The sequence below is a fragment of the Stappia sp. 28M-7 genome, assembly GCF_014252955.1.
Lineage (GTDB): Bacteria > Pseudomonadota > Alphaproteobacteria > Rhizobiales > Stappiaceae > Stappia.
This window is the reverse complement of record NZ_JACMIA010000001.1, coordinates 575,840-595,171: the sequence shown is the minus strand read 5'-3', so window position 1 is coordinate 595,171 and position 19,332 is coordinate 575,840. Positions and strand designations below refer to the sequence as shown.

Sequence of the window (19,332 nt, the reverse complement as noted above, 5' to 3'; positions counted from 1 at the left end):
CGGGCCGCCGGTCAGCCGGCGGCCTTGCCCTTCTTCAGGAAGCGGGAGACCAGCGAGCCGAGCGCAAGGCCCTTGGGCTTCGCCACTTCGCCGCGACCGGTGACCAGCTGCGAGATCTGGCTGAAGATTTCCGTCGTGGCGTGCTTTTCGTCCTGCTCGCCGATCATCTGGCCGTTGTTGGCGGCCGTGCCGAACAGCAGCGGATCGAAGGGCACCACCGCGGCCGCGGTGAGCTCCAGCGCGTCGGCGAACTCGGCGGCCTTGATCTCCGGCCGCTTTGGCACGTTCACCCGGTTCAGCACCAGGCGCGGCGGCGAGTCGTTGGGTCGCAGCTGGCGCAGCGTGTCGATCATGTTCTTGGCGTTGCGCAGGTTGGCCAGATCCGGCTCTGCGACGATCACCACTTCATCGACGGCGGCCAGCATCCGGCGGACCCAGCCCGACCACACATGCGGCAGATCGAGCACGATTGCCGGCGCACCCTGCTTCATGATGTCGAGCAGACCATCGAAGCTCGTCTCGCCATGATCGTAGGTCCGCTCCAGCGAAGCGGGCGCTGCAAGCAGGCTGAGGCGATCGGCGCATTTCGACAGCAGGCGGTCGAGCATGGTCTCGTCGAGGCGCTCCGGCGAAGAGACCGCCTCGAAGACGCCCTGCAGCGGATCCTGGTTGAAGTCGAGGCCGGCCGTGCCAAAGGCGAGGTCGAGGTCGGCCAGCACCACGTCGCTCTCGTAGACGCGGGCGATCGACCAGGCGACATTGTGCGCAACAGTGGACGAACCAACGCCCCCCTTGGCGCCGACGAAGGCAATTGTCCGCCCCAGCGGCTCGGCGTCCGGATTGACGTAGAGCTCGCCGATGGCGCCGATCAGCTGGAACAGGTTGATCGGCGCAACGAGGTAGTCGCTGATCCCGCGATGGATGAGGTCGCGGTAGAGCTTCACGTCGTTGACGTGGCCGATGATCATCACCTTGGTGCCGGCGTCGCAGACTTCCGCCAGCTGTTCCAGACCCTGGATCAGCTTGGAGGCTTCCGTGCGGGTCTCCAGCAGGATCAGGTTCGGCGTCGGCGCGGAGCCGTAGAAGTCGATGGCCGCTGCAAGCCCGCCCTTGTGTACCTTCACATGAGCCTTGGCCATGCGCCGGTCCTGAGCGGCGCTCTCGATCATCCGGGCAATGTCTTCGCTTTCGCAAAAGGCCTGGATGGCGATCCGCGGCACCGCCTTGATGTCAAGCGTATCGGCGGGCACGGCGACGGCGTGATGGTCTCCCATCGCAGGCTCGCGCGGATACCCGTCCTCGTCCAGCGGCATGTCGTAAGCGAGGGTGTTCATCCGTCCAGCTCCTCCGGGATCAGTTCGTCGCGTCGGAGACGCGCGAACCGTCGCCTTCCTTGTAGTCGGTCGCCGTCTGCTCGCCGGCGCGATACTTGCCGTAGACCGTGCCCCGGCGGAGCTGGTCGGCCGGCGTCGAGGCGCGCGGGTAGAGCAGGTCCGTCGGATTGTCGACCATGGCGGCCAGGTTGGACTGCGCGGCGCAGCCGAAATTGTAATACTGCGTGTTGTTCAGATGCGGGTTGTGGCGCATCCCGTCGCCGCCCCCGGTGATGTTGTCGGGCCACTGGCCGCAAGGACCCGTCTTGGCCTGCAGACCGGAATAGGCCAGGCGCACCGGCGCGGAGATGCCCGGATCCTGGACCGGGTAGCCGCGGGTGGCGATACGCTTGGGCGACACGCCGCCCTGCACCAGCGCCTTGCGGATCTGCGGCAGCACCGCATGAACGGCCGCCTCGTTGTAGGCGCCGGAGGGCACGATGATCTCCATCGCGCCGCCACCGCGCGAACGGGCCTCGGCCGCGAAGCTGGTGACGACGGCCGACAGCTGCGGCGACAGGCGGCGCATGTCGCTTCCCACCGGCAGATCGAGCGTCTTCACCCCTTCCGTCACCACGATGGGGTGGCGCAGGCGGTAATCATTGGTCGCGAGCGCCTCGGCTGTCGGCTGCTGCGTCTGGCAGCCGGCCGCCAGCAGCGCGGCGAGAACGGCAAGGGTCGACGTGAGCGCACGGACCCGAGTTGCGGAAGCGGCGACGCGCTTTGCGGATGCAGACTGCATGGGACCGGTCCTCACTCGTAGATATAGCCGACCTGACCATGGTAGGCGCCCTGTCCAGGATCGCCGGATACCCGGTACATGCGGTTGAGACGGTTCAGGAAAATCGTTTCGCCATCGGTCGCCGGCGCCAGGTTGCGGGTCGGCTCGACAAGCTCCGAGCGGGCCGTCGGACGGACGGTGTAGGGCGTCACGAAGACGGCGAGTTCGGTCTCCTGGCGCAGGAAGTCGCGGCTCTTGAACAGGGCGCCGAGGATCGGCACCTGCATCAGACCGGGCACGCCGTTGAGGTCCTGCTTGTAGGATTCCTTCAGCAGGCCGGCCATGACCAGCGTTCCGCCAGAAGGCAGCTCGACGGTGGACTCGGCCCGGCGAACCTTGAGCGCGGGAATGACCAGGGAGCCGATCGAAACCGCCCCCTCCTGGGTGATCTCGCTGACCTCGGTCTTGATGCGCAGGGAGATGCGCCCTTCGCTCAGGACCACCGGAGTGAAGTCGAGGCCGACGCCGAACTTCTTGAACTGGACGGTGAGCTTGTTGTTGTCCTCGGCGATCGGGATCGGGAACTCGCCGCCAGCCAGGAAGCTGGCATTTTCGCCAGAAATCGCGGTCAGTGTCGGCTCGGCCAGTGTGCGGATCACGCCGTCGCGCTGCAGCGCCTGCAGGTCCGCGTTCAGCTTCGCGCCGCCGGCAAGGAACCCGCCACCGGCATTCGGGCGGCCGATGATGTTGGAGTTGACCGAGTAGCCGGGCGAGCTGTTGAAATTGGCGCTGTAGTTGCCGATGCCGATGGTACCGGACAGGTTGACGCCCAGCTGCTTGATGATCGATCGCTCGACCTCGGCAACCGTCACCTTCAGGTGCACCTGGTCCTTGCCGCTCACCGAGACCATGTTGAGGACCGGCAAGGCACTGCCTTCGACCTTGGAGAAGCGCGCTGCGAGATCCGCCGCCTGCTGAGCCTCGACGGTGCTGGAGGCCGTGCCGCTCAGGACGAGGTTGCCATTGACCGACTCGGCCGTGATGTCGGCGCCCGGTATGGCGCGGCGGATCATCATGTTGAGGTCGGTCGTGTCGTTTTCGACGGCGAGATCAAAGCTGGCGATCTGGTTGCCGGCCCGGCCAAACAGGAACAGGCTCGCCTGCCCCGCCTTGTTGCCGAGGATGAAGACCCGGCGCGAGGACCGGACCACCGCATCGGCCACCTCCGGGTTGGAGACGATGACGTCGCTCACCTCCTCGCCGAGATTGATCACCACGGAACGGCCGAGACCGACCTTGAGCAACCGCCCGGCCACCCGCTCGCCGGCCTGGATGGTCACCGCCTTTGGATAGCCATCGGCGCGCGCGGTATCCAGTCCGGCAAGGCCGGTCAGGACAAGGCAGATCGCCGTACCGATCCGGAAGAAACGTTGAGCCAACATCCGAATACTCCTTGCCGTCATCACCGCGCCCTATCCCGCTTACCGCTGGGTCCGGGCCTGGCTGGCAACGCCGAACTTCACAAAATTCACACCGCCGCCAACGAGGCCGGGATCGGCGTCATCGGCAGAATCCTGGGCCGAGCGCAGCACGAGGGCGATCGTACCGAGCTGGGAAGCCTGGGCGACGACCTCGGCCTGGACCGGTTCGAGCTCCAGCGTGGCGGTCTGCCCGGGAGGCAGCGCCTTCTCGTCCCGCTCACCGGCGGTGGTGGTGTCGATGGCCAGCACCCGCACGTTCTGCAGGATCGTCTCGCTGGTGAATGAATTGCCGGACCGGCCTGACGACTGGCGCGTCAGGATCACGTCGACCTTGTCGCCGGGCAGGATGAAGCCGCCAGCGGCAGTCAGCGCCTCGACCGAAACGGCAATGGCCCGCTTGCCCTTGGGCAGAATGGTCGACATGAAGCCGCGATCGCTGCTGATCAGGCGCTCCTCGCGCACCGGCTCGCCCTGATAGACGGGCGCCTTGGCGATACGGCCTGCGATTTCGGTGATGGCGTCGGGTCGCTGGGAGCGCAGAACCGCCGTCGCAGGCGCCAGGTCGCGAGGCCAGCTGGCCCAGGACAGGTCGCCCGCAGACAGCTGTTCGCCAAGAGCGATGTCCTTGACGACGGTAAGGACCTCGTCCTTCTCCACCGTCTCGGTCACCACCACCGGCGCGGCCGGCGGCTCTGGATTGTTGCTCATCACCATCCGCGCCACCAACACACCGGCGGCGAGCGAAATTCCCAGAATGGCGAAACGTGCGATCTTCATTGCCAATACCCGCATGGATCGTAGCGGACCGGACGCGGATGCGCCCTCGGTCATCATGCGACTACTGTGACGGGCAAATGGTCAAGACATGGTTAATCAGACGTGATCAATGTTGCTGAACGTATGCTTAATCTTTCGCAAAATGAAACCCGGAGATTTTCTGCGTTCAGGAATCGTTAATATTTGAAACGACGCTTCGCCGTTACACCAGAAGGGCGAACCAGGCCGAGTGCGGATAGACCTGCAGCGCGGCGGCAGCCAGCGTGATGCCGTAGGGAATGCCGCGGGCATTGTCATGCAGGCGCAAAAGCCACTGGGTGCGGCCGGCAATGCCAGGCAGCAGAACGATGCGGCGGAAGCCGATGATCAGCAGCGTGAGAACCGCCCCGTAAATGCCGGCAAGAGCGAGGAATTGCAGGAGGTCCTGCGACATGCCGAACCACAGCGCCAAGGCAGTGATGAGCTTGGCATCGCCCCCGCCCATCCAGCCGAAGCCGAAGAACACGAGACAGGCGGCCAGCGCCAGACCGGCGGCGAGCAGATGCCAGCCGGTATCCGCAAGACCGATGCCGGCAAAGGGCGCGATAATCGCGAACCCGGCCACCAGCATCAGGGAGACGCTGTTGGGAATCTTCATCGTGAACAGGTCGGACGCGGCCGCAAAGGCCACCAGACAGGGGAACACGACCAGGATCGCCGCTTCGAACATTCCAACGCTCCCTCGACTGCCGGCCTCTCCGGCTTTCGCATCATGTCGCCGAAACGCTTAAGCGCCGGTTGACGCGCCCGCGTCCGGCACGCCCTTTCATGGGCGCAGTCTTTTGGACCGGAAACGAAAACGGGCGGCCAAGGCCGCCCGCATCGATGGCAGTCCACCGTGCCCCGGCAAAGACATGCCGGGACCCGAGGTGCCGTGTCAGCCGTGCTTACTGCGTGGCGGCAGCGTTCAGCTCGGTCGAAACGCGAGTGAACATCGCGGTGATCGAGTCGCCGGCCAGGCCGACAGCAGTGATGATGGCAACGCCGATCAGACCGGCGATCAGGCCGTATTCGATGGCGGTCGCGCCGGATTCATCCTTGGCGAAACGAGCGAGAAACTTCTGCATGGTTGGCTCCTACACTTCACTTGTTTGTCTGCACCACCTCGTCGACCTTGTTGTTATTTCGGTCGCTCGAAGATGTTGCCACTATAGGAACCACACCTTGCCACAAGGTTAAATTCACAACCGCCCATCGGCAAGTTCGACTTGAGCAACCTTATAGTTAATTCTTCAAAAATACATTCTCTTACATTTTAACCAAGCTCGCCCCTTGCCCTCATCCACATGCCATGCCGCAAAGGACGGCGCCGTGCCGAAGAATCCGCTGGCGGCATGCCCATGATGGGAAAGCCCCGGACATTAACGATGCTCGCAGAACGCTTCGGACGGGACCGGGCGTTAGCCCTTCCTTCACCAATATCCTTCACTCTCACGAAGGAAATTTCGCTGAGGAGCTTACCCATGTCGCATTTTCGCGAGGCTTTTTTTGCGTCGATCACGGTCGCGGCGCTGCTCGCCGCGCTTCCCGTGGCGGGCGCACACGCCCAGGAGAGCGGCGTCCAGGTGATGACCGACCGGGCGAAGGTGTTCCGCATCGACGCGCCTGCGGACACTGTCATCGTCGGCAACCCGGCCATCGCCGATGTCACCATGTACGATCGCCAGACGGTGGTGGTGACCGGCAAGCTCTACGGCACGACCAACCTCGTCATCCTCGACCGCAACGGCGAGCCGATCATCGACGAGGTGATCACGGTCTCCGCCGCATCAGGCGAAACGGTCACCGTCCAGCGCAAGGGCGAACGCTTCAGCTACTCCTGCGCGCCCAATTGCGAGCCGGTGATGCGCGTGGGCGACAGCGATGCCGGCTACGAGTTGCTGAGCAAGCAGTCCAGCCAGCGCAATGACATGTCCGAAAAGGCGGCGGGCGTTTCCAACTGACCCGCCATGACCCCGCCTTTCACCGCTTTCCGAGCACGAGTGGCTACCAGATGCTGAGAGATCGCCTTCTCCCTCGCTTCGCACGATTGCGCCCGTTGCGCGCGGTGGTGAGGGACCGCGAAGGCACGACGGCGATCGAGTTCGCCTTCGTCGCGATTCCGTTCCTGATGCTGCTGTTCGGGGTGATCGAGATCGGCCTGGCCTTCTTCGCCAACCAGGTGCTCAGCAATGCGACCATGGACGCATCGCGCATGATCCGCACCGGGCAGGCGCATGCCCAGGGCTTCGATGCCGACAAGTTCAAGGAATCGATGCTGGAACGTCTTGCCGGCTTCCCGATCAGTTCGGACCGGCTGACCATCGACGTCGAACGGATCGAGGACTTCTCTTCCTTCACGCCGAAGCCGCTGATCCGCGACGGCGAACTGGTCGCAGACACCGGCTACAACCACGGCGAGGCCGGCCAGATCATCGTGGTTAGGGCTCTTTATCGCTGGCCCATGCTGTCGTCGATGATGAAGACCGCCTATGGCGACCTGAGCTCGGGCGACCGCCTGCTGGTGGCGACCGCCGTGTTCCGCAACGAACCCTTCCCCTGGACCACCCAACAGGCGAGCAAGTGACCATGAGCAGCCCGAAGCGGCAAGAGCGGCAGCAGGAACCGCGCCGCATCGTCAGGAAGGCCGCCACGCGGATCGCAAGCGGCCTGATGCGCGACCGGCGCGGCGTCGCCGCGGTCGAATTTGCGCTGGTGCTCCCCTTCATGCTGGCCCTGTTTCTCGGCGTCACCGAGCTGAACTCGGCGCTGACGCTCGACCGGAAGATCAGCCAGGCCGCCAGTTCCGTCGCCGACCTGGTGGCCCAGGCCGACAAACTCAAAGCCTCCGAGGTCGAAGACCTGCTGAAGCTGTCGCGTGCCGTGCTCGACCCTTATCCGGAAGCACCGCTCAAGGTGGTGGTCGCCAGTGTCTGGATGAAGGAAGTGAACCAGCCGCGTGTGGTATGGAGCCGGGCGATGAATACCGCCCAGTGGGGCGCCAACTCCGCGCCGCCGATCAAGCTGCCGCCGGAACTGACCAGCCAGAAGGGCACCTATCTGGTCGTCGCCCATGCCGAATACGAGCATCGTCCGACCTTCGCAGCGGTGTTGAAGGACGTGTTCAACAGCGCCACGATCACCCTCAGCGACACCTACTACATGCGCCCGCGCGTCAGCACGAGCGTCGAGTGTTGCAGCTGAGGCCTGCCTAGTTGCCGCCTCCCACCGGCTCGAGGCGGCCGCGCGGCGTTCCGGAATCCGGCGGAAAGGCAGCGAGAACGGGCGCGTAATCCTGCGCGCCCACGGCAACAAAACCCTCGTCAGAAACAGCGTCTACCGCCCCCTGCCCGGTCATGATCGCCGCAAGCACGCCGCGGATCTCCTGCGGCACGTCACGGCGAACCACGTGCGGCGCGCCGGCAATGGCGCCGGAGGCCCACACGATCCTCAGCCCGGAAATCTCGATGCCCCGTTCGGCAAGGTCCCGCAAGGTCCCGCGCGAGTAGCCCGCCGCCGCCTCGCCCTGCAGCGAGGACCAGGCGAAGGCGACATCGGCATCGCCCCGCACCAGCGCCAGCGCCGCCGAAAGCGGATCGTCATGAGCGATGAGCGCGTCGGCTGCCTGCCCTTCCAGATCGACACCCGCCGCCGACAAGCCGGCCAGTTGGACCAGGCGACTGCCGACCGCCTCGCGCGGTCCGGTGGCGATGCGCCGACCGGCGACGTCCGCAGGCCCGTCGATCCCTTCGCCGGCCCGCGCCAGCACAATCGCATGCCAGCCCGTCCCGCCGTCCGCCTCGCGCGGGGCGACCAGCGGCTCCAGGCAGCCGCATTCCCCTTGGGCCGCCGCATAGGCGGATGCGGACAGCGGCGCATAGTGCACCTCGCCCGTCATGACCGCCTTCTGCAGTTGCGACAGGTCGCGATAGGCGATCAGCAGCACCGGAAGCCTCAGCCCCGCCTCAAGCAGCTCACGGAACGGCGCGGCGCGGCCGAAGTCGCCGGCGGCCGGATCCATGACGATGCCGACGCGCAGCTCCGGCATCAGGGCAAGACGTGCGGGATCGAAAGGCGTTGTCGGAGCCGGTTGCCCGGCGCCGGCTTCGGGGTCATCGGGAGGGGCAACCTCCTCCTGCCAGGGCAGGAAGGCGGGACCGTCCGGCCGCGGCAGCGCGGTGTCCTCGGCCGAAAGCCTCCCGACCGATGCGCCGGACACCAGCGCGCCCAGCAGCACCACGACAAGACAACGGAAAAAGCTGCGGGACAGGCGCACCGCTCCGCCGATTGCCTCTTGCCCAGAACCGGATCGTCGCGCCAGTCTTCTCATCCCGTCAGTGTGTTCCAGGGCCGCAGCGCCCGCAATCCCGAGATCCCTGCATGGCAAACCGCCCCGACACCGTAGTCTTCGACATCGGCAACGTCCTCATCCAGTGGGATCCGCGCCTGCTCTATCGCAGCATCTTCCAGAACGAGGCGGATGCCGACCGATTTCTCGCCGAGGTGCTGCCGCCAGAGTGGAATCTCGAGCAGGACCGGGGCCGCAGCTTTGCCGAGGGCATCGCGGAGGCGCTGGCGCGGCGTCCCGACCGCCGCGAGGAGATCCTGGCCTGGGACACGCGCTGGCACGAAATGGTGCCGGGCGAGGTGCCGGGCAGCGTCGCGATCCTTACCGCACTGAAGCAGGCGGGTGTCCCGCTCTATGCGATCACGAATTTTTCGTCCGAGAAATTCGCCGAGTGCGAAGACCGCTTCCCGTTCCTTGCCGACAGCTTCATCGACGTGGTCGTGTCCGCGCATGAGCGGCTGGTGAAGCCGGATCCGCGGATCTACCAGGTGCTGTTTTCGCGCAACGACCTCACCCCGGAGCGCACCGTCTTCATCGACGACAGCCCGGCCAATGTCGCAGCGGCACGATCCGTGGGCATGCATGCCATCCACTTTACCGATGCCCCCGCGCTGAGAGCTGCCCTGATCGAGCACGGTTTCCCGCTCTAGATCGGCGGTCAGCCGGCCTCGAACCCCTCCAGCACGTTGACGCAGTTGGTGCCGAGCGCGTCGACCGCATACCCGCCTTCCATGACGAAGAGGGTCGGAAGGCCGGCGGCGGCAAGGGCAGCACCCATGCGCGTGAAATCGTCGTGGACGAGGCGGAACCGCGAGATCGGGTCCTTCTCATAGGCGTCGAGGCCGAGAGAGATCACGAGCGTATCGGCGCGGAAAGCCCCGATGCGATCGAGCGATGCGGCAAGCGCCTGCGACCACACATCCCAGTCGGCGCCCAGTTCCAGCGGATAGTTGGCGTTGAAGCCCTCGCCCTTGCCGGCACCCGTCTCGGCCGCATGACCGAGGAAGTAGGGATATTCCTCGCGCGGATCGGCATGGATCGACAGGAACAACACGTCCGAACGCTCATAGAAGATCGACTGGGTGCCGTTGCCGTGGTGGTAATCGACATCAAGCACGGCGACGCGCTCCGCGCCGGCATCGCGCAGCCACTGCGCGGCAATCGCCGCATTGTTGAGGAAGCAGTAGCCGCCGTAGTAATCGGCCGCCGCGTGATGGCCGGGCGGGCGGCACAGGGCGAAGGCGGCGCGCTCGCCGCCGGCAACGAGACGGGCGCCGGTCAGCGCGGAATTGGCGCTGGCACGCGCTGCCGCGAACGTGTGCTCGCCGAGCGGCGTGCCGGCATCGAACGAATAGCGGCCGAGCAGACCGTCGATGTGATCGGGCACCGGATCGATGTTGAGCCCGCGCACCGGCCAGACGAAGGGAAACGCCTCGCCGCAGCGCCCGGCGGTGGTCCAGCGGGTCCAGAAGCTCTCCAGGAACGCGAGATAGCCGGCATCATGGACACGGGCGAGCGGCTCCATGCCGAAATCATCCGGCTCCAGCAGCTCGCCGAGGCCACGCGCCAGCACCGCCTCGCGAACCATCTCGGCGCGGGAGGGGATCTCGACAGCCGGCTTCAACATGCCGTCGGAGATTTCCTGCTTGGGATCGTGGGCCAGCTGGCCGGCGGAAAATACGGTCTTCATGGCTTCAAATCCTCATGCCCGACCTGAGAAAATCGATACTCCGTCACCTGCCGGTAGAGCTTGCCCGGTCGCAGGACGGCTCCGGCGAAGTGCCGATGATTGGGACTGTCCGGCCAGCGTTGCGGCTCCAGGCAGAGACCCGCACGCGGCCCGTAGATGCGCCCCTCCAACCCCGGACAGGCTACGGCGAGCTTGTAGCCGTCGTAGAACTGGAGGCCGGGCTCGCTCGTCACTACGTCCATGGCGATACCGCTCTCCCTCCCGACAAGGCGTGCAACAGGGCGCGGTTCGGAGGTTGGCACGGCAGAGAGGCAGAAATTGTGGTCATGGGTGATATCTCCCCCATGTCCATCGATCCGGCGCAGGCGGCGGAAGTCGAACGGCGTTCCCGCAACGGGGCGCACCTCGCCGGTCGGGATCGCCTCGCCGTCGACAGGCAGATAGGCATCGGCCTCGATCTGCAGCAGGTGACCGCCGATGTCCGGCGAGCCGTCGAGGTTGAAGTAGCTGTGGGTCGCAAGGTTCACCAGCGTCGACTGGTCGGTTACCGCCTCCAGCACGATGCGCAGCCGGTCGCCGGCAGGCGGGATCTCGTAGCGGGCGCTCGCCTCGACACGGCCCGGATAGCCCGCATCGCCATCTTCGGAGGTCAGCGCCAGCACCGCATGGTCGGGCCCGGCTTCCCGCAGAGACCAGAGCCGCCGGGCAAAGCCTTTTGCCCCGCCATGCAGGTGGTGGCGTCCGCCCTCGTTGCGCTCGAGCTCAATGTCCCTGCCGTCCAGCCGGAAGCGCCCTGCGGCAATGCGGTTGGCGTGGCGGCCGGCGATCACGCCAAAATAGGGCGAATGAGCGAGATAGGAGGCAAGGTCGTCGAAGCCGAGCACCACGCCGCGGCCACCGACTCGCAGATCCGTGATGGCGGCCCCCAGCGTCATGATGCTGACCGACAGCCCGCCGCGCGCAATGGCGACGCGCTCGACCGGCGTTCCATCGGCAAGCTGGCCGAACTGACTGACGCTCATTTCAGGTGGTTCCCGCAATCCCTGGCAGGCCCGGCGCTGATGCGCAGGCGGAGGACACTATAGCGGGACGGGCTGCGAAATCACCCGCAAGGGCTACTGTATCAACCGCATCGTGCCGGAGCGGATGTCGACCTTGGCAAGGCGTCCAAGCACGGACATGCCGATTAGCGGCAGTTCCAGCGCGCCCTCCGGCATGACCAGCGCCTCGACATTGTTGAGGCGGATGCTTCCCAGGCGCAGCTCTCGCAAGGTGACGGGTGCCGCAAGCGCGATACCGTTGGCCGTGCGCACCTTGACGACATAGTCGGCACGGGCCGGGCGAACGCCGGACAGGGCCGCGACCTCGGAGGGAAGGGCCAGCGTCGACGCGCCGGTGTCGATCAGGGAATGGACCGGACGTCCGTTGATATGGGCGCTGACCTCGTAATGGCCGTTGCGTCCGGCCTTGAGGACGAGTGTGCGCGGACCAGTCGTTGCCGCAGGCTCGGGCGCCTCCTCGCGAGCCGCCGCCACGATCGGCGCCTGCTGGAGATAGTCGCGCAGGAGATCGGGCGCGAAAGACGCGGCAACAACGACGATTACGGCGATCATCAGATAGCGTGCCATGGCTCCTCCCCCTGCCCTTAACCAGTCAAGATCAGGCGGGAACGATCCCACAGCAGCGCTTAGCAAGGGATGAAGGCCCGCGCGGCACATGCAAACGCGGTTTCCGGTTCACTACCCGGAACGATAAAATTCGATGGATCGGCGGTGCTCAGGCGTTCAGCGTTTCGCACACGAGCGTGTCGGCAAGCGCTGCAATGGCGGAGGCCTCGGGCGAAGAGGATTGCGCACCGTTCGCCGTACAAGCCAGAGCCCCGGCGGCCGTGCCCTCCAGCAAGGCGCGGCCGATCTCGGCCCCTCGGTCGAGGGCTGCGGCAAGAGCACCGACGAAGGCATCGCCCGCACCGGTCGTGTCGACCACTTCGACGGCAGGCGCCGAAACCTGCCAGCGTGTATTGCCCTTTTGCGCGATCAACCCGCGCGCGCCCAGGGTGACGACGGCAAGACGCTCTTCGCCGGAGAGCGCTGCGCAATGCGCCTCAGGCACCGGCGTCTCGCCCGCGCCGAGCACACCGGCGAGTTCGGCCGCCTCGACCGAATTGGCGACGACGACATCGACATCGGGCACCAGACGGGCAAGCTCCGCATCGCCGGAGGGAGCTGCATTGAGCAGCACACGCGCTCCGCACAGCCGCGCACGGGTGATGGCCTCGGCAATCGGCCCCGGGCTCAGCTCGCGCTGGAGAACCAGCAGATCGCCTCGCGCCAACCGGCCGTCCAGCCAGTCCGCGACGACGCGGGCATTGACGCCGCTGGCGCACATGATGAGGTTCTCGCCCTTCGTGTCGACCCCGATCATGGCGATGCCGGTGGTCCCGTCGAGATGGCGGACGCCAGAGAGATCGACCCCGGCGCGCTCGAGATTGGCGAGCGCGGCTTCGGCATGAGCGTCGCGGCCGACCGCGCCGATCATCCGGACCTGCGCCCCCGCGCGCGCTGCCGCCAGCGCCTGATTGGCGCCCTTGCCGCCGGCGAAGGTCTGGTGGTCGGGACCGACCACGGTTTCGCCCGGCGCGGGAAGGCGCGGCAGGGAGACGACGAGATCCAGGTTGATGGAGCCGAATACGGTGATCACGGGGCCTGCTCCTGCGGTCTGGCGGACGATAGCAACGTCTCTGGCGGGCTCAGATCCAGCCGCCGTCGACGATATAGGTCTGGTTGGTACAGGCGGCCGCCGCATCCGAGCAGAAGAACAGCACAACCCGGGCCACATCCGCCGGCACGAGCTTCCGCTTGAGGCATTGCCGTTCCATGATCTCGCGCTCGCCGGCCTCGTCGAGCCACAGGGCGATCTGGCGCTCGGTCATGATCCACCCCGGCGCGATACAGTTGACCCGAATGTTGTCCGGACCAAGATCGCGGGCGAGCGAACGCGTCAAGCCGACGACGGCAGACTTGGCCGCCGTGTAGCCGGCCATGCCGCCCTGCCCGATCATCCAGGAAATCGACCCCATGTTGACGATGGCGCCGCCGCCAAGCGCGCGCATGTCGCCCACCACCGCCTGGGAGCAGAAGAACTGGTGCTTGAGGTTCACCGCCATGCGGCTGTCCCAGTATTCGGGCGTTACCTCTTCCAGCCGGTGGCGCTCATCATGGGCCGCATTGTTGACCAGGATGGAGATGGGGCCGAGCGCTTCGCGCAGCTCGGCGATTGCCGCGCGGGTCGCCTCGACATCGGTGAGATCGGCACGGACGAAGCGGACAGCTGCGCCGCCCCCTTCCAGTTCCGCAACGAGACGGCGGGACGCCTCCTCGCCGACGTCGATGAAGCCGACACGGGCGCCCTGCGCGGCGAACTGGCGGACGATCTCGGCGCCGATGCCGCCGCCCCCGCCGGTCACCAATACGGTTCTGCCCTTCAGGTCCGGATAGACCGCCTCCGCTGTCATGTCGCTTCTCCCGTCAGCTCAAGACACCGGCGCCGCCGGACTGCGGCGCTACTTGGTGCCGTACATGCGGTCGCCGGCATCGCCGAGACCGGGCACGATGTAGCCCTTCTCGTTCAGCCGCTCGTCGATGGCGGCAGTGAAGATCGGCACGTCCGGATGTGCGGCATTGAATTTCTCGATGCCTTCCGGCGCAGCCAGGAGACAGAGGAAACGCAGCTGAGTGGCGCCGCGTTCCTTCAGCCGCTGGACGGCGGCAATCGCCGAATTGGCCGTTGCCAGCATCGGGTCGACGACAACCACGAGGCGCTCGGCAAGGTCTTCCGGCGCCTTGAAATAGTATTCGACCGGCTGCAGCGTCTTGGGGTCGCGGTACAGGCCGATATGGGCGACACGGGCAGCCGGCACCAGCTCCAGCATGCCTTCCAGCAACCCGTTGCCGGCGCGCAAGACCGAGGCGAAGACCAGCTTCTTGCCCTCGATGATCGGCGCGGACATGGTCTGCAGCGGGGTTTCGATCTCTACCGTGGTGATCGGCAGATCGCGGGTCACCTCATAGGTCAGCAGTACCGAGATTTCCCGCAGCAGGCGGCGGAAGCCCTGGGTCGAGGTCTCCTTCATCCGCATGTGCGTCAGCTTGTGCTGCACCATCGGGTGATCGATTACGGTTGCTCCGCTCATCTCGCGCCTCTCCGCTCGCTCTGTTTGGAGGCCGCCGCCCCCGGAAAGCCCCCACCGGCTCCCTGTCCTGTCATAGATCAACCGGCGGGCAAGCGGAACAGGCGCAAGATCGCCGCATCCGTACCGTCCACCGACTTCCCTTCTCAGATCCCGCCGCCGCGCAGACCCACGTGGTCCGACAGGCGCAGGACCAGCCGCCGCCGCGTGTCCTCGTCGCAGAACGCGGCAGCGATCGCATTGCGCGTGATCGCCAGAAGCTCGTCCTCCGGCCAGCCGAAGGTCTCGGCGCAGCTGCGATACTCGTGTCCCAGCGTGGTCCCGAAGAACGGCGGGTCGTCGGAATTCAGCGTGATGCGGCAGCCGGCGCGGCGCAGCAGGTTGACCGGATGGAAGCGCAGGTTGGAATAGAGCCCGAGTGCCAGATTGGAGCCGGGGCAGACTTCAAGCACGATGCCTTCTTCCGCGATCCGCTCGACCACGGCCCGATCTTCCACGGCGCGCACGCCATGGCCGATGCGCCGCACGCGCAGGAAATCGAGAGCGGCGGTCACGCTTTCCGGGCCGCAGACCTCGCCCGCGTGGGCGGTCAGGCCGAGCCCGGCCTCGCCGGCCATGCGGAAGGCGCGCGCGAAACTCGCTGCGTGGCCCTCGCGCTCATCGCCCGCAAGACCGAAACCGGTGACCAGCGGATGCGGAGCGGCAATGACCTGCCTCACCACCTGCTCGACCGCACTGGCCCCGAAATGGCGCACGCCGATGGCGATCATCCTCGCCTCGATGCCGATGTCGGCACGAGCCTGCTCGATGCCCTCGGCAAGGCCGGCGACATAGTCGCGATAGGACAGGCCCGCGCCGGCGGCATGGTCCGGCGAGATCGTCAGCTCGGCATAGATCGCCCCTTCCGCCGCCAGCATGCGCAGATAGGTACCGGACAGCAACGCATAGTCCTCCGGCGTGCGGAAGACCCTGCTCGCGCGGTCATAGGCTGCAAGAAACTGCGAGAAATCGCTCCACAGATAGCGGCCGCGCTCGTCGAAGAGCCCTTCGATATCCTGACCGTGGCGCTTGGCCAGGCGCCGCACGAGATCGGCGGTCGCCGCGCCCTCGACATGCACATGCAGCTCCGCCTTGGGGAGCAGGGGCTGCGTGCTGGCGCTTGCCGGCATGCCTTAAAACCCACGCATCGGGTTTTCCGGTGCCCGCACCAGCCAGTTGTCGGGCGACCAGCGGGCGGCCCCGTCGACCAGATGCAGAGCATAGGCATGGCGCGAGCGCGGCGAACGGTTCGGCGCCGAGCGGTGCGGAACCAGACCGTGCAGCACGACCAAAGTGCCCTTGGGGGCGACCAGCGGCACGTCGCCGGACAGCGGCGTATCGTCCAGCGGCTCCATCACCAGCGCCTCGCCGTCATAGTGGAAGCGCTGGCGCAGCGGCGCCAGATGCCCGCCCGGACCGCCGAGCAGGCCGCCATTGGTTTCGTCGGCGTCTTCCAACGCGAACCAGAAGCCGGTGCAGGACAAAGGCTCCGTGTGCAGGAAGGTGGAATCCTGGTGGCAGTTGACCTCGCCGCCGATCTCCGGCGGCTTGAAGATATACATGGACTGGGCCAGCAGCGGCGCGGCAAGACCAAGACCCTCGGCCGTGCGGGCAAGCCGGGGATCGCGCGAGAACCGCTCGAACACCGGATCGAGATCATGCAGGGCGTGGCCAACCTTGTTCAGCGCCACATGCTTGTCGCGCTGCAGCCGGCCGTCCTCGTCGAAGGCCTCCTCCTCGAAGAAGAAGCGGATCTTGTCGCCGCTTTCGCGGAAATAACGGTCGCGGGCATGGCTCTGGGCGCCGGTCTCGAAGACCGAGGCATGCTCTTCGGGATCGAAGGCGTCGATCAGCTCGGACATGCGGGCCTTCAGCGCATCGCAGTCCTCCGCCGACTTGTAGCCGGTCAGCACGAGGAAGCCGTCCTGCGCATAGGCCTCCTGCATCTCCGGGGTCAGAACTCCGTCCCTCGGTGCGGAAAAGGACCGTGCGGTCATGCGCGTCTCCATTTCGGGGCATCGGCAATGCCGAGTCGGCCCCTCCAGTTTAGCGGGAGGGCGGGCTTCAGAGGAAGGACGTCCCGTGGTTTCCGGGCGCGATGCCCAGATGTGCCGCAATGCTCTCGCCGATATCGGCGAATGTGTCACGAACGCCGATTTCCTTCGGCTCGCCCCCCTTGACGAGGCCGATCACCGGCACCCGCTCGCGGGTGTGGTCCGTGCCGCGCCACGTCGGATCGCAGCCGTGATCGGCGGTCAGGATCAGCAGGTCATCCGGCCGCAGCCGCTCCAGCAGTTCCGGCAGCCTGCGGTCCAGCGCCTCCAGCGCTGCCGCATAGCCCGGCACGTCGCGCCGGTGGCCGTAAAGACTGTCGAAGTCGATGTAGTTGGCGAAGACGAGATCGCCGTCGACGGCCTTGTCCATCGCCTCCAGCGTGCGATCGAACAACGCGTCGTTGCCGGCCGCCTTGAGAACTTCCGACACGCCTTGATGGGCGAAGATGTCGGAGATCTTGCCGACGGTCAGCGTCCGGCGTCCTTCCGCGACCGCACGGTCGAGCAAGGTCGGCTCCGGCGGCAGCACCGAATAGTCCCGCCGGTTTGCTGTGCGCTCGAAGCCGGAGGCGGCATCGCCGATGAAGGGCCGCGCGATCACCCGGCCGATATTGTAGGGATCGACCAGACGGCGCACCGTCTCGCAAAGACGATACAGCCGCTCAAGGCCGAAATGTTCCTCGTGCGCGGCGATCTGGAAGACGGAGTCGGCGCTGGTGTAGCAGATCGGCTTGCCGGTGCGCACATGCTCCTCGCCGAGTTCGGCGATGATCACCGTGCCGGAGGCGTGGGTATCGCCCAGGATGCCCGGCACCCCGCCCTCGCGGATGATCGCCTGGGTCAGTTCGGCCGGAAAGGTCGGAACCGTATCCGGGAAATAGCCCCAGTCGAAGGCGACCGGCACACCGGCGATTTCCCAATGGCCGGACGGCGTGTCCTTGCCGCGCGAGGTCTCGCTCGCGGCGCCGAAGATGCCGACCGGCTCGACGGAGCCGTCCATGCCCTCCGGCACCTTGCCGGTAGCCAGTTGCGCCGCACGGGCGAGGCCGAGCGCCGTCATGTTGGGCAGGGACAGCGGACCGGAGCGCAGGCCCTCGCGGTCGCCTTGCCCACGCATGCAGGCGCTCGCGATGTGACCGAGCGTATCGCCCCCCTCGTCGCCGAAGCGGGCAGCATCCGGCGCTCCGCCGATACCGAAACTGTCCAAGACGCACAGGATCGCGCGTGCCATGAGGTTTCCCCGTTTGTCGTTGCCGGGCGGTTGTGCCCCGCCCCATTGCAGTTCCGAAAACCCGGTTCCCGATCCGGGCCGCCGTCAAGCGGACGGCGCGATACGCTCCACGACGACGGGCCGATCCTCCACGTCGCGCGGCGAGCCGAGCCGATAGGCCGCGCGTACCGCCTCCGCCGCCCGGCGCGCCGACGCTTCGTCGGCGGCATGGACGATGGCAAGCGGCGCATCGCTGTCGGCGGAATGCCCGATGCCGGCCAGATGCACCAGACCCACCGCCGGATCGATCACGTCGCTGGCCCGGCGCCGCCCACCTCCCAGCTCGACGACGGCAACGCCGATGGCGCGCGTGTCCACTGCGACGACGGTACCGGGCTCCTGCGGATAGACCGGCAGTTCCACGGGCGCTGCAGCCAGATAGGCTTCTGCCTTTTCCACGAAGTCCGCCGGGCCGCCGAGGGCCGAAACCATCTTGGCGAAGCGCTCGGCCGCCGCGCCGCTGGCGAAGGCCTCGCGCATCTTCTCGGCGCCCTCCCCGGCATCGGCGCAAAGACCGCCGAGAACGAGGGCTTCGGCACCAAGCGCCACCGTGACGTCGAACAGTCGGTTGTCGATCGCGCGGCCGGTCAGGAAGTCGACGGCATTGCGCATCTCGACCGCATTGCCGGCAGCCGAGGCCAGCGGCTCGTTCATGTCGGTGAGTAGCGCGCTGGTGCGGCAGCCGGCGCCATTGGCGACGGTCACCAGGCTTTCGGCCAGTGCCTTCGCCTCGTCGAACGTCGCCATGAACGCTCCCGTCCCCCACTTCACGTCGAGAACGAGGCCCTGCAGGCCGGCGGCGAGCTTCTTCGACAGGATCGAGGCGGTGATGAGGTCGAGGCTCTCGACCGTCCCCGTCACATCGCGAATGCCGTAGAAGCGCTTGTCGGCCGGGGCCAGATCCGGCGTCTGGCCGATCACGGCGCAGCCGACCTCGCGCACCACCTTGCGGAACAGTGCATTGTCGGGCTGCGTCTTGTAACCGGGGATGGCGTCGAACTTGTCGAGCGTGCCGCCGGTGTGACCGAGGCCGCGGCCGGAGATCATCGGCACCGCCGCCCCGCAGGCGGCAAGCGCCGGCGCCAGCATCAGGGAGACGTTGTCGCCGACACCGCCGGTCGAGTGCTTGTCGATGATCGGTGCGTCGATGTCGGACCAATCGAGCACCGTGCCGCTGTCGCGCATCGCAAGTGTCAGCGCCACGCGCTCGTCCAGCGACAACCCGCGGAAGAAGACGGCCATGGCGAGCGCCGCAACCTGGCCTTCCGACACGCTGTCGTCGGTCAGCCCCTTGACGAAGAAGGCGATCTCTTCCGGGGCGAGCGTGCCGCCGTCGCGCTTCTTGCGGATCAGTTCCTGCGCCAGCATGAGG

General features: G+C 66.6%; 21 protein-coding genes. 4 read left to right on the top strand and 17 right to left on the bottom strand.

Annotated elements, in window-relative coordinates:
- Positions 1-11: 11 nt before the first annotated feature.
- The 6 genes from H7H34_RS02685 to H7H34_RS02660 all read right to left on the bottom strand — a co-directional run bounded on the left by H7H34_RS02685 (position 12) and on the right by H7H34_RS02660 (position 5,458).
- Positions 12-1,334, bottom strand: a complete 1,323-nt coding sequence (locus H7H34_RS02685) for a CpaE/TadZ family protein (protein ID WP_245164947.1) — start codon at positions 1,332-1,334, stop codon at positions 12-14.
- A gap of 19 nt (positions 1,335-1,353) precedes the next feature.
- Positions 1,354-2,115 carry a CpaD family pilus assembly protein gene (locus tag H7H34_RS02680; protein WP_185924160.1) on the bottom strand — a complete coding sequence of 254 codons (762 nt, stop codon included), beginning with the start codon at positions 2,113-2,115 and terminating at the stop codon, positions 1,354-1,356.
- 11 nt (positions 2,116-2,126) lie between these two features.
- Positions 2,127-3,536, bottom strand: a complete 1,410-nt coding sequence (locus H7H34_RS02675) for a type II and III secretion system protein family protein (protein ID WP_120268442.1) — start codon at positions 3,534-3,536, stop codon at positions 2,127-2,129.
- A gap of 39 nt (positions 3,537-3,575) precedes the next feature.
- Positions 3,576-4,352 (bottom strand): Flp pilus assembly protein CpaB, encoded by a 777-nt coding sequence (gene cpaB, locus H7H34_RS02670; protein WP_120268441.1) that lies wholly within the window; start codon positions 4,350-4,352, stop codon positions 3,576-3,578.
- 202 nt (positions 4,353-4,554) lie between these two features.
- Complete coding sequence (locus tag H7H34_RS02665) at positions 4,555-5,061, bottom strand: A24 family peptidase (protein WP_185924159.1); 507 nt, start codon at positions 5,059-5,061, stop codon at positions 4,555-4,557.
- A 217-nt stretch (positions 5,062-5,278) separates the two neighbouring features.
- Positions 5,279-5,458: a Flp family type IVb pilin gene (locus tag H7H34_RS02660; RefSeq protein WP_067339852.1), complete on the bottom strand. Its 180-nt coding sequence runs from the start codon at positions 5,456-5,458 to the stop codon at positions 5,279-5,281.
- A gap of 396 nt (positions 5,459-5,854) precedes the next feature.
- Here H7H34_RS02660 and H7H34_RS02655 point away from each other — a divergent pair, with 396 nt between their 5' ends.
- The 3 genes from H7H34_RS02655 to H7H34_RS02645 are packed head-to-tail and all read left to right on the top strand — an operon-like array spanning position 5,855 to position 7,574.
- On the top strand, positions 5,855-6,334 hold the full coding sequence (locus H7H34_RS02655; protein WP_185924158.1) for a pilus assembly protein N-terminal domain-containing protein: 480 nt from the start codon (positions 5,855-5,857) through the stop codon (positions 6,332-6,334).
- Positions 6,335-6,384: 50 nt separating this feature from the next.
- Entirely contained in the window at positions 6,385-6,957 is a 573-nt protein-coding gene (locus H7H34_RS02650; protein WP_185924157.1) for a TadE/TadG family type IV pilus assembly protein, read from the top strand.
- Between the two features lie 2 nt (positions 6,958-6,959).
- Positions 6,960-7,574, top strand: coding sequence for a TadE/TadG family type IV pilus assembly protein (locus H7H34_RS02645; protein ID WP_158592663.1), 615 nt, complete (start codon positions 6,960-6,962; stop codon positions 7,572-7,574).
- Between the two features lie 7 nt (positions 7,575-7,581).
- On the opposite strand, the gene H7H34_RS02640 is transcribed toward H7H34_RS02645, so the two are convergent.
- Positions 7,582-8,646: a phosphate/phosphite/phosphonate ABC transporter substrate-binding protein gene (locus tag H7H34_RS02640; RefSeq protein WP_185924156.1), complete on the bottom strand. Its 1,065-nt coding sequence runs from the start codon at positions 8,644-8,646 to the stop codon at positions 7,582-7,584.
- A 104-nt stretch (positions 8,647-8,750) separates the two neighbouring features.
- Between H7H34_RS02640 and H7H34_RS02635 the strand changes: the two genes are divergently transcribed.
- Entirely contained in the window at positions 8,751-9,368 is a 618-nt protein-coding gene (locus H7H34_RS02635) for an HAD family hydrolase (RefSeq protein WP_185924155.1), read from the top strand.
- An 8-nt stretch (positions 9,369-9,376) separates the two neighbouring features.
- Here H7H34_RS02635 and H7H34_RS02630 read toward each other — a convergent pair whose 3' ends face one another.
- The 10 genes from H7H34_RS02630 to deoA all read right to left on the bottom strand — a co-directional run bounded on the left by H7H34_RS02630 (position 9,377) and on the right by deoA (position 19,328).
- Positions 9,377-10,408, bottom strand: a complete 1,032-nt coding sequence (locus H7H34_RS02630; protein ID WP_185924154.1) for a histone deacetylase family protein — start codon at positions 10,406-10,408, stop codon at positions 9,377-9,379.
- Positions 10,405-11,430 (bottom strand): aldose epimerase family protein, encoded by a 1,026-nt coding sequence (locus tag H7H34_RS02625; RefSeq protein ID WP_185924153.1) that lies wholly within the window; start codon positions 11,428-11,430, stop codon positions 10,405-10,407. Before H7H34_RS02625 ends, H7H34_RS02630 begins: the two co-directional genes overlap by 4 nt.
- Before the next feature lie 93 nt (positions 11,431-11,523).
- Entirely contained in the window at positions 11,524-12,036 is a 513-nt protein-coding gene (locus tag H7H34_RS02620; RefSeq protein ID WP_185924152.1) for a retropepsin-like aspartic protease family protein, read from the bottom strand.
- Between the two features lie 148 nt (positions 12,037-12,184).
- Positions 12,185-13,108 (bottom strand): ribokinase, encoded by a 924-nt coding sequence (locus H7H34_RS02615; protein ID WP_185924151.1) that lies wholly within the window; start codon positions 13,106-13,108, stop codon positions 12,185-12,187.
- Between the two features lie 49 nt (positions 13,109-13,157).
- A complete protein-coding gene (locus H7H34_RS02610; protein ID WP_185924150.1) occupies positions 13,158-13,922 on the bottom strand; it encodes an SDR family NAD(P)-dependent oxidoreductase in 765 nt (254 codons plus the stop codon).
- Between the two features lie 48 nt (positions 13,923-13,970).
- Positions 13,971-14,600, bottom strand: coding sequence for a uracil phosphoribosyltransferase (gene upp / locus H7H34_RS02605; protein ID WP_067220079.1), 630 nt, complete (start codon positions 14,598-14,600; stop codon positions 13,971-13,973).
- Between the two features lie 143 nt (positions 14,601-14,743).
- A complete protein-coding gene (locus H7H34_RS02600) occupies positions 14,744-15,766 on the bottom strand; it encodes an adenosine deaminase (RefSeq protein WP_185924149.1) in 1,023 nt (340 codons plus the stop codon).
- 3 nt (positions 15,767-15,769) lie between these two features.
- Positions 15,770-16,633 carry a phytanoyl-CoA dioxygenase family protein gene (locus H7H34_RS02595; protein WP_185924148.1) on the bottom strand — a complete coding sequence of 288 codons (864 nt, stop codon included), beginning with the start codon at positions 16,631-16,633 and terminating at the stop codon, positions 15,770-15,772.
- Positions 16,634-16,700: 67 nt separating this feature from the next.
- Positions 16,701-17,921, bottom strand: a complete 1,221-nt coding sequence (locus H7H34_RS02590) for a phosphopentomutase (RefSeq protein WP_185924147.1) — start codon at positions 17,919-17,921, stop codon at positions 16,701-16,703.
- Between the two features lie 84 nt (positions 17,922-18,005).
- Positions 18,006-19,328: a thymidine phosphorylase gene (gene deoA / locus H7H34_RS02585; protein WP_185924146.1), complete on the bottom strand. Its 1,323-nt coding sequence runs from the start codon at positions 19,326-19,328 to the stop codon at positions 18,006-18,008.
- Positions 19,329-19,332 lie beyond the last annotated feature (4 nt).